This window comes from Myxococcus sp. AB025B (genome assembly GCF_006518215.1).
Lineage (GTDB): Bacteria > Myxococcota > Myxococcia > Myxococcales > Myxococcaceae > Myxococcus > Myxococcus fulvus.
In genome coordinates this window covers 1-8,520 of sequence record NZ_SRLW01000371.1, presented here as the reverse complement: position 1 = coordinate 8,520, position 8,520 = coordinate 1, and the positions used below count along the sequence as shown (strand labels likewise).

The following is an 8,520-nucleotide window of genomic DNA, read 5'->3' as shown; positions in this document are numbered from 1 at the left end:
CCGCCGAGGCGCCCCCCGGGGCCACGCGTGTCTGGAAGCAGACGCGCGCGGTGGTGGTGCGCCACGCCACGGTGCTGCCCGCCTCCGGCCCGGCCATCGAGGACGGCGCGGTGGCCTGGGTGGACGGCAAGCTGACGGCGGTGGGACGCAACGCCGAGGTCACGAGCCCCCCGGGCGCCGAGGAGGTGGACGGCACCGGCCTCTACGTCACCCCGGGCATCATCGATGCCCACAGCCACCTGGGCGTCTATGCGTCGCCCGACTCCTTCTCCAACTCGGACGGCAACGAGGCCACCGCGCCGGTGACGGCGGAGGTCTCCGCGGAGCACTCGTTCTGGCCGCAGGACCCCGGGCTTCGCCGCGCCGCGGCGGGCGGCGTCACGTCCCTCTTGGTGCTGCCGGGCAGCGCCAACCTGATTGGCGGCCGGGGCTTCCCGGTGAAGCTGCACTTCGGCCGCTCGGCGGCGGAGGTGCGCTTCCCGGGGGCGAAGGACTCGCTGAAGATGGCGTGTGGCGAGAACCCCCGGCGCGTCTACGGCGCGGGGCGCAACATGGCGCCCGCCACCCGCATGGCCAACGTGGCCGGCTACCGACAGGCCTTCGCCCAGGCCCGCGACTACATGGCCAGGCGGGCCGAGTGGACGAAGAAGAAGGAGAAGAGCCCGGACGAGGCGGGGCCGGAGCCGATGCGGGATTTGAAGCTGGAGACGCTCGCGGAGGTGCTGCGCGGCAACATCCTGGTGCAGAACCACTGCTACCGCGCGGACGAGATGGAGGTGATGCTCCAGGTGGCGCAGGAGGCGGGCTACACCATTCGCGCCTTCCACCACGCGCTGGAGGCCTACAAGGTCCGTGACAGCCTGGCCGCCAAGGGCGTGGCGGTGGCGACGTGGGCGGACTGGTGGGGCTTCAAGCTGGAGGCGTGGGACGGCATCCCAGAGAACGCGGGTCTGGTGTCGCAGGCGGGCGGCAAGGCCGTCATCCACTCGGACTCCGCCTATGGCATCCAGCGGCTGAACCAGGAGGCCGGCAAGGCGATGTGGCGCGCGCGGGAGTCGGGCATCCCGATTCCGGAGGACGAGGCGCTGCGCTGGGTGACGCTGAACGCCGCGTGGGTGATGGGCGTGGAGGGCGTCACCGGCTCGCTGGAGCCGGGGAAGATGGCGGACGTGGTGCTGTGGAAGGGCCACCCGCTGAGCGTCTACGCGCGGGCCCAGAAGGTGTGGGCGGACGGCGTGGTGACGTTCGACGCGAGCTCGGGCGCGGTGGAGGCGAGCGACTTCGAGGTGGGCGAGATGGCCCAGGGCCCGGCGAAGCTGGTGGCCGCGTCCGCGCCGGTGCCGTCGCTGACGGACCTGGGCCTCACCGAGCGCTGCGACGTGACGAAGACGCGCGAGTGCGCGCAGCCCCTGGCGCTGGGCGCCGAGGCCTGCACCGTGTTCCAGGGCGTGACGGCCTTCACGGGCGCCGCCTGGGTGAAGGGCGCCACGGTGGTGGTGGACGGCGGCAAGGTCGCGAGCGTGCGCCAGCAGGGCGAGGGCGGCGCGGTGCCTTCGGGGTGCCGCACGGTGGACGGCAAGGGCCGCGTGCTGACGCCGGGCCTGGTGGACCCGCTCACGCAGCTCGGACTGGTGGAGGTGGGCGCGGAGGTGTCGACGCAGGACGACGGGCTGCGCGGCGAGGCGAACAAGCGCGACGTGCGCGCGGCGCTGGTGTCCGCGGAGGACGTCAACCCCGTGTCCGCCGCGTTCGCGGTGGCGCGGCTGGGCGGCGTCACCAGCGCGCTGACGGTGCAGCACGGCGGGCTCATCTCGGGACAGAGCGCGCTCGTGTCGACGGACGGCGCGGTTCGACGCACGCCGCTGGCGATGCACATCAGTTTGGGCATCGGCGGGCGGGACGCGGTGTCGGGCTCGCGGGCGCTGGTGATGGAGCGGCTGCGCGAGGTGCTGTCGGACGCGCGCGAGTACGGCCGGCGCAAGGGTGACTTCGAGCAGCGGCGCATGCGCGACGTGGGCGCGAGCCGGCTGGACCTGGAGGCGCTGCAGCCGGTGCTCGCGGGCAAGTTGCCGGTGGTGATGGTGGCGCAGAAGGCGTCGGACATCCGGGCGGCGCTGACGCTCGCGCGCGAGTACAACCTCAAGCTCGTCATCGCCGGGGCCAGCGAGGCGTGGCTCGTGGCGAAGGAGCTGGCGGACGCGAAGGTGCCGGTGATTCTGCAGCCCACGCAGAACCTGCCGCTGGACTTCGACCGGCTCAACAGCCGACTGGACGCGTCGGCGCTGCTGGGCGCGGCGGGCGTGAAGGTGCTGTTCTCCGTGCTGGGCGAGCCCGGCATGGTGCGCACGCTGGCGCAGGAGGCGGGCAACGCGGTGGCCTGGGGCCTGCCGCACACCGAGGCGCTCAAGGCGATGACGTCGAACGTCGCGGACGCGCTCGAGCTGCCGGTGGGGCGGCTTGCCCCGGGCGCGACGGCGGACGTGGTGCTGTGGAACGGAGACCCGCTGGAGTCGGCCACGCGGCCTTTGGGCATGTGGCTGGCGGGACGGCAGGTGCCGCTGGTCAGCCGTCAGCAGGCGCTCTTCGAGAAGCACCGCGCGCTGCCCGCGAAGTAGCGCGGGACGTTCGCTGAAATTAACCACGCGGCGACCGTCCCCCGAGGAGGACGGCCGCCGCGTGCCTTCATCGGGACACGAGGCGCGGGCCCGACTCAGTTCCCTTCATAGATGCCGATGACCCCCGCCACCCACTTCTTGGTGGTGGAGTCCTGGTAGCCCAGGAAGGACACCAGCATCCGCCGGCCACTGCCGGAAGCATCCGCCTGGATGTCGCTCACCCGGGACATGCCGTAGCGGCGACCGAACACGTCCAGGCCATAGTTGGTGATGTTGCCGCCCTTGACGCGCGACAGACCGCCGCCCCACGACGCGCCCGTCCAGATGCTGCCGTCGGACGGGTCCTTGCCGAGCGCGGACAGGTACTTGTCCACCAGCCCCGAGCCCTTGCCCAGGTGGCCCAGCACCGTGCCGTTCGCGTCGATGCGCACCAGGCCGTTGCTGAAGGAACTCAGCCACACCGTGCCGTCGTTGGCCACCACCGCGCCGGAGATGTTGTCCGGCACGCGCTCGGCGGGCGTGGAGTACTCCGGCTTCGCGTCCGGCCACAGGTCCAGCTTGTTGCTGGAGTCGTTCTCCGAGCCCGTCTGCGCGCGCCAGAAGTTGCCGCCCAGCGTGCCGTAGCGGAAGCGCGTGGTGCGGTCCGAGCCGCCGAACCAGACGTCGCCGCCCGGGTCCACCGCCACGCCGTAGTACGCGTCCGTCAGGAGAATCACCCGGCCGTTGGCGTCCAGCGCGTTGACGTGCGGGTGCACGTGCTCGAACACGCCGGTGCAGTTGAGCTGGCCGTTGCACATGGGCGCGCCGTTGAACTCCGCGTTGCCGCGCGCGAAGCCGTGGTTGCCGCCGAACCAGATGCTGTTGGTGCGCTTGTCGTAGCGCAGCCGCAGGATGTTGCAGAGCTTCTCGCGCCCGCGGGGCTCCGCGGCCACCACGTTGGGGCCGGAGAAGATGTCGTAGTGGATGACGTCCAGCGTGCCGTCGCCGTTGAGCGACACCTTGTCCGCGTCACCGCTCTTGTAGCGCGCGGGGTCGGGGCTGGGGCCGTCCCAGTTGTTCTCGCAGTGCTCGGAGCCCTTGCCGGGCATGCCCTCGTAGCCGACGAAGACGGTGCCCGCCTTGCCGCCCGCCACGGAGATGACCTTCAGGTACTTGGCGCCCGGCGGCGTGCTGCCGTCGTCCATGTACCCGTACGGACGCAGGCCGTCCTCCATGCCGTAGCGCACGAAGCGCTCCGCGCCGCGCTTGAGCAGGAACAGGCCCTCCTCGCCGCCGGCCACCCAGACGTTGCCCGCCTCGTCGGCGCTCACGCCGTACACGGTGAGCGGGCCGCCCTGGTCCGCGCCGTAGAAGCGCCAGCCCGGCGCCGAGGGCAGCGGGGGAATCTCCGCGTCCGCGCGCGGGTCCGGCGTCGTCGGGCCGCCACCGCCGTCCGGCGTGCCGGCATCCGGCTCGGTGGGCTCGCCACCCCCGCCGTCCGGCGTGCCGGCATCCGGCTCGGTGGGCTCACCGCCCCCGCCGTCCGGCGTGCCCGCGTCCGTCCCATCCGAGGGGCCCGGACGCTCGGGCGGAGGGCCCGGGTCGTCCATGCCTGGGTTGTCCTGCTGCGACTCGTCGCTGCTCTTGGAGTCGCAACCCGCCACGGTCCACATCGCGCCCGCCATGAAGAGCGCACCCGCCCAGCGCCATCCCCGCGTCATCCGCATCCACCCCGCGAAACCCGGACCGCCCCGGATGGGCGACCGTCGTCCGGGCACCTGCATCGCAAGGCCGATGCCAGGGTTTACCGCCGCGCCAAGCCGCCCTTCGTCCGCTCCCGGACAGCGGGTGGGCAATCGGCTGCCCTGCCAGGGCAAGTCGCTGTCCCGAAGACCCCAGCAAACGTGCTAGTGGCTTGCCTCCATGGGTGGGAACGACGCGCGAGGTCGCACACCGCTGTCCCTGGTGGGCCAGGAGCCGGACCTCCTCTTCTACACGCGGCAGGCGGCCGAGCACGGCGCGCCAGTGTTGGTCCTGGGCGCCGCCAACGGCCGGGTGGTCTGGGCCCTGGCCGAGCACGGCTACACCGCGGTGGGCGTGGACCCCTCCGAGGTGATGATCCGCTCCGCCGAGGAGCGCCGCGCCTCGGAGCCCGCGGAGGTCTCCAACCGCGCCCGCTTCCTCGTCGCGGACCCGCGAGCGCTCCGGATGCCGGACCGCTTCCCGCTGGTGCTCGCCCCCCAGCACGCGCTGGGGTTGATGCCGGGCAATGATGATTTGGAGGCGTTCCTCGCGACGGTGCGCCACCACCTCACGCCCGACGGCACCTTCGTCTACGACGTGCTCAACACGCCGCGCGAGCCGGTGCTCCCGCGCGATGATGAAGAGCCCAACGCGGGCCTGGAGCCGCGCCGCCCGCTGTTCGCCCTGCACCTGCGCGAGCGCAAGCAGCCGGGCGTGCCCAGCCCCATCCGCCGGCTCAAGCTGCGGCACTTCTCGCCCCAGGAGCTGGACAGCGCCCTCACCGCCGCGGGCTTCATCCCGCGCGAGCGCTACGGGCGCTTCGACGGCAAGCCCTTCGACCTGGAGGACTCGCGCCACATCGGCGTCGCGGGGCCGTGAGCCCCACGGCTACTTCTCGAAGCGGTAGCCCAGGCCCCGGACGGTGACGAAGTGGCGCGGCTCCTCGGGGTTCGGCTCGAACTTCAGCCGCAGCTGGCGCATGAAGTTGTCCACGGTGCGCGCGCTGCCCTCGTAGTGGTAGCCCCACGCGCCGGACAGGAGCTCCTCGCGGGTGAAGGTGCGCTCCGGGTGCGCCAGGAAGTGCGCCAGCAGCTTGAACTCCTGCGCCGTCAGCTCCACGGCCGCGCCGCCCCGGGCCACGGTGCGCGCGTTCATGTCCACGCTGACGTCGCCGAACGTCACCGGCGGCGCGCCCCCCGGCGTCGGGTAGCGCCGGCGCAGCACGGCCTTGATGCGCGCCAGCAGCTCCTGGAGGCCGAAGGGCTTCACCACGTAGTCGTCCGCGCCCAGGTTGAGCCCGAGAATCTTGTCGGTCTCCATGCCCTTGGCGGAGAGGACGACCACGGGCGTGTCCCGGCCGCGCTGGCGCAGCTCCTTGAGCAGCTCGAAGCCGTTGAGCTCCGGGAGCATCAGGTCCAGCACCATCAGGTCCGGGTTGTCGTCCAGCGCGCGCTGCAGGCCGGTGCGGCCGTCCTGGGCCTGGAGCACCTCATAGCCCTCGAAGCGCAGGTTCATGGAGAGGCCGGTGAGGATGGACAAGTCATCCTCCACCACCAGGATGCGCCGCGTCGTGTCGCTCATGCCTTCTGCACCGGAAGGTGGATGGTGAACCGGCTGCCACGGCCCAGCTCGCTCTTCACGGTGATGCTGCCGCCGTGGGCCTCGATGATACGCCGGGCGATGGCCAGTCCCAGCCCGCTGCCCTCCGTCTTTCGCGTCAGCAGGTTGTCCACCCGGTAGAAGCGCTCGAAGATGCGCTTGCGTTCCTTCGGAGCGATTCCCACGCCGTTGTCCTCCACCGTCAAGTCAATCCACCGGCCGGAGCGGTGCGCGCTCAGCTGGATGCGCCGGTCCGCCGGCCCGCTGTACTTGTAGGCATTCTGCAGCAGGTTGAGCAGCGCGCCCGCGACGGCTTCCTTGTCCACGTCCACGCGCGGCAGGTCGCCGGCCACGTCCACCTTCAGGTCCACGCCGCCCTCCAGCCGCTGGGCGCGGAAGGCGGACACGGCGGTGTCCACCACGTCCATCACCGGCAGGGGCTCGCGCTGGTACACCTTGCGTCCGCCCTCGATGCGCGACCAGTCCAGCACCCGCTCGATGAAGACGGACAGCCGCTCCGTCTCGCGCGTCAGCAGGGTGAGGACCTCCTGCATCTGCGCGGGGTCCTTGAGGCGTCCCAGGGCGAGCGTCTCGATGAACATGCGGATGGAGGTGAGCGGCGTGCGCAGCTCGTGGCTCACCAGGGACACGAAGTCCGTCTTCATGCGCGACAGCCGCGCCTCGCGGTACAGCACGCGGCCGGTGTAGACGACGCCGAAGGTGAGCGTCAGGTAGAAGAGCCCCAAGAGCACGCCGTACACCGCGCGGTTGCGCGTGGAGGCGCGGGCCACCGGGTCCTCGCCGGTGGGCAGCACCACCAGCCGGAAGTCCTGCAGGGGCGGGGACAGCACGCGCTCGGCGAGCACCTGCGGCCCCAGCGCGCTGGCGCGGGCCTGGGCCACCTCCGACACGAGCTTGCCCATGAGGCCGCCCTCGCCGGAGGACTCGCGGGGCACGGGCATCAGGCCGAAGCGCACTGGCTCGCTGGACACGGCGCGTGGCTCCACCTGCTCCGTCATCAGCGTCTCCAGCGCTCGCACGGACAGGCGGACGCCGCGCACGACGGCGCCGTCACGCTCGGCCACGACGACGACGGAGCGTCCACCGGTGGACAGGGAGAAGAAGGTGGGCGCCTCGGGGAGCGAGCCGACCTCTGGCAGCACGGTGCCCAGGGCCTCGGCGAGCTGGGGGTCCTCGGTGATGGCGCGACCGCCCTCCAGTTGGAAGGTGCCGTCGGGCTCGGAGAGGATGCGGCCGTCGGTGGCCTCCAGGCGCAGGGTGCCGGCCTCCTGCTCCAGCCGGGCCTCGGCGAGCTGCCGGGGCAGCTCCTGGGAGAGCGTCTCCAGCGTCCCGCGCCAGGCGGACTCCAGGCGCTTCTCCACCGCGGCGCGCTCGTTGATGATGGCCACCACGCCGAAGCCGGACAGGCCGGCGGAGGGCAGCACCACCAGGATGATGAGCAGGGCGAAGGTGCGCCGGAAGCTCAGGATGACGGAGGACGAACGGGACACGTCCCACTCCTTTACTCCCACCCGGTGCGACACGCTCGGGCGTTTCGTCCTGGGGGGCGGCGAGGCCGTCTGTCCGGCACCCGGAGGCCGCCCCGGGAGGCCATCGACTTCGCGGGGTGTCTGGTGCAAGCATGCCAGGCTCGCGGGGGAGGCGAGCGACCAGGGCCGGGCGTGTCCTCCCCTCCGACACAGCGCGGCAACTTCCGACGATGAGGCACGGTGGGTGGGGTCCCGTCGGGGGACGCGAGAGGAGACTTCATGAAGCGGCATCTTCTGGCCGGGGTCCTGGCGGCGGCGCTCGGGCTGTGTGCGTGCGAGGACCGCTCCACGGGAGCGGCGTGGACCAACGCCTCGGGCTCGGTGGCGCTCAGCCGGGACGACGCCTTCCTGTACGTGGTGGACGCGGACACCGGCGTGCTCGCCGTGGTGGAGACCGCGAGCGGACAGAAGGTGGGCGAGGTGAAGGTGGGCGCGGGGCCGGAGCGGGTGGTGGTGGGCCCGGACGACACCGTCTACGTCTCCAACCGCGGGGCCCGCAGCGTGTCCGTCATCCGCCGGGGTGACTGGAACGAGGCCGCGCGGGTGGCGGTGGGCGTGGAGCCGATGGGGCTGACGGTGTCTCCCAACGGGGACACGCTCTACGTGGTGAACAGCACGGCGCTGGACTCCTCGGTGTACGGCACGCTGATGGCGGTGGACACGCGCACGTTGGAGGTGCGCTGGGAGCTGCCGGTGGGCGAGGAGCCGCGCGGTGTCGCGCTGGTGGATGGTGGACGCAGGGCGCTGGTCAGCTTGTTCCGGCACGCGGACCTGGTGACGGTGGACCTGTCGGACGCGCACCAGCCGCGCATGCAGCGCGAGGGCACGGACCTGTACGCGCGGGCGAACACGCGGCAGGGCGTGGTGGCGGATGAGCCGATTCCCTTCCCTTCGTCGGACGTGCTGTTCCGTCCGCGAGGCATGGCGGACGTGGTGGTGGCACCGGACGGCGCGCGGGCCTTCGCGCCGACGTTGTGGGCGCGCGAGGACTCGCTCACGAGTGACGGGCGGGGGCCTGGGGGGTCGCTCTATGG

Annotated in this window: 6 protein-coding genes; 3 read left to right on the top strand and 3 right to left on the bottom strand. The window is 72.1% G+C overall.

Going from position 1 to position 8,520, the window contains the following annotated elements; all coding sequences use genetic code 11:
• A partial coding sequence (locus tag FL311_RS37995; protein WP_228557346.1) for an amidohydrolase family protein occupies positions 1-2,615 on the top strand: 2,615 nt, incomplete at its 5' end.
• A gap of 95 nt (positions 2,616-2,710) precedes the next feature.
• On the opposite strand, the gene FL311_RS37990 is transcribed toward FL311_RS37995, so the two are convergent.
• Positions 2,711-4,315, bottom strand: a complete 1,605-nt coding sequence (locus tag FL311_RS37990; protein WP_141332559.1) for a hypothetical protein — start codon at positions 4,313-4,315, stop codon at positions 2,711-2,713.
• 202 nt (positions 4,316-4,517) lie between these two features.
• Between FL311_RS37990 and FL311_RS37985 the strand changes: the two genes are divergently transcribed.
• On the top strand, positions 4,518-5,216 hold the full coding sequence (locus FL311_RS37985; RefSeq protein ID WP_141332558.1) for a bifunctional 2-polyprenyl-6-hydroxyphenol methylase/3-demethylubiquinol 3-O-methyltransferase UbiG: 699 nt from the start codon (positions 4,518-4,520) through the stop codon (positions 5,214-5,216).
• Positions 5,217-5,225: 9 nt separating this feature from the next.
• On the opposite strand, the gene FL311_RS37980 is transcribed toward FL311_RS37985, so the two are convergent.
• Together FL311_RS37980 and FL311_RS37975 are read right to left on the bottom strand one after the other, a co-directional pair.
• A complete protein-coding gene (locus FL311_RS37980; protein ID WP_141332557.1) occupies positions 5,226-5,918 on the bottom strand; it encodes a response regulator transcription factor in 693 nt (230 codons plus the stop codon).
• The gene (locus FL311_RS37975) at positions 5,915-7,447 is read right to left on the bottom strand and encodes a cell wall metabolism sensor histidine kinase WalK (RefSeq protein ID WP_141332556.1); all 1,533 of its coding nucleotides are present in this window, start codon (positions 7,445-7,447) and stop codon (positions 5,915-5,917) included. The genes FL311_RS37980 and FL311_RS37975 overlap by 4 nt, the downstream gene beginning before the upstream one ends.
• A gap of 258 nt (positions 7,448-7,705) precedes the next feature.
• On the opposite strand from FL311_RS37975, the gene FL311_RS37970 reads away from it, so the two are divergent.
• On the top strand, positions 7,706-8,520 hold an 815-nt coding region (locus FL311_RS37970), incomplete at its 3' end, for a YncE family protein (RefSeq protein ID WP_368668610.1).

What these genes read in the sequence shown, in the direction of transcription:
- FL311_RS37980 (WP_141332557.1), bottom strand. Translation starts at nt 5,918, where the DNA reads ATGAGCGACACGACGCGGCGCATCCTGGTGGTGGAGGATGACTTGTCC.
- FL311_RS37985 (WP_141332558.1), top strand. Translation starts at nt 4,518, where the DNA reads ATGGGTGGGAACGACGCGCGAGGTCGCACACCGCTGTCCCTGGTGGGC.
- FL311_RS37990 (WP_141332559.1), bottom strand. Translation starts at nt 4,315, where the DNA reads ATGACGCGGGGATGGCGCTGGGCGGGTGCGCTCTTCATGGCGGGCGCG.